The following is a 1029-nucleotide window of genomic DNA, read 5'->3' as shown; positions in this document are numbered from 1 at the left end:
AACCCTCCTCTAAACGGAACCCTCAATCTGTCTCAAAGGCGCTGACGGCGGACACAGTCGATCCTCGCGGATGGTGTTGTCGAAGCTGGAGACCAGACCGTCGAAGTCCAGCTTCAGGTTCGGCGAAACGCGCCAATCCGCGCCGAGAAAGGCGCTGCGCCGACGACGATCCTCGCGCTCAACCGTGGTGCGGACGTCGTTGGGCGCTGTCAGAGGCGCGCCGCTCACCGCGAACGCGCCATAACGCATGATCTGGAAGCGATCATAGCGGACCCGGCGATCCTCCTGAGAAATCCCAGCGACCAAGCCCTTGGACCCGTCCGGCGACACGATCCGGCCTGCGATCGAGAGGTCGGGGCGCAGGCTTTCGGTCCGTTCCTCGATCTCGCCGCCGGCCCGAAGGGCGAGGAAGGGGCCGCCGTCCAGGCCGCCGGCGGTCTCGATATCGATATTGGAGCCTATGCCGCCGTCGATCATGTCAGCGGTCGAGGACTTGGCCAGCCGGGCGCCCGCCAGCAGGTCGACGGACAGGGCGCGAAAGCGAAACTGCCGTCCGCTCTGGGTGGAGTTGCGGATGTTCTCGTTGAACGCCACCGGCGCGCCGTTCAGCGTCACCGACTGGAACAGCGGGCCCAGGCCCCGAACGCTGACGAACTGGCCCTCGCCGACCTCGCGCTCGATGGCGACGCCCGGCACGCGCTGCAGGGCTTCGGCCAGGTTAGCGGCGGGCAGGTCGCCGATCTGTTCGGCCGAGACGCCGTCGGAGATCACCTCGGCCGCGCGCTTGCGGCGCAGGGTCTCGGCGATCTGGCTGGAGGGGCGACCGATGATGGCGATGGTCTCGACCTCGGTCGGGTCGAGCGGCCGGGGCGGTGTCTGCGTCTGCGCGACCGACGGCGCCGCGATCCAGGCGCGCACGCCGCGCGCGCCGACAAACCGGTAGCGCAAGGGCGTCTCGGCGGTCATGCGGGCCAGGGGGCACCTCAAGGTTTGTTCGCTAAACCTCGCTTGAAAGCACAAACCCAGAAC

Annotated in this window: 1 protein-coding gene; it reads right to left on the bottom strand. The window is 68.0% G+C overall.

The window, feature by feature from the left end; all coding sequences use genetic code 11:
* Positions 1–9: 9 nt before the first annotated feature.
* Positions 10–987: a TonB-dependent receptor plug domain-containing protein gene (locus AX690_RS10625; protein WP_231732171.1), complete on the bottom strand. Its 978-nt coding sequence runs from the start codon at positions 985–987 to the stop codon at positions 10–12.
* Positions 988–1029 lie beyond the last annotated feature (42 nt).

The sequence above is a fragment of the Caulobacter sp. CCH9-E1 genome (assembly GCF_001556515.1).
Lineage (GTDB): Bacteria > Pseudomonadota > Alphaproteobacteria > Caulobacterales > Caulobacteraceae > Caulobacter.
This window is presented reverse-complemented; position numbering and strand designations above follow the sequence as displayed.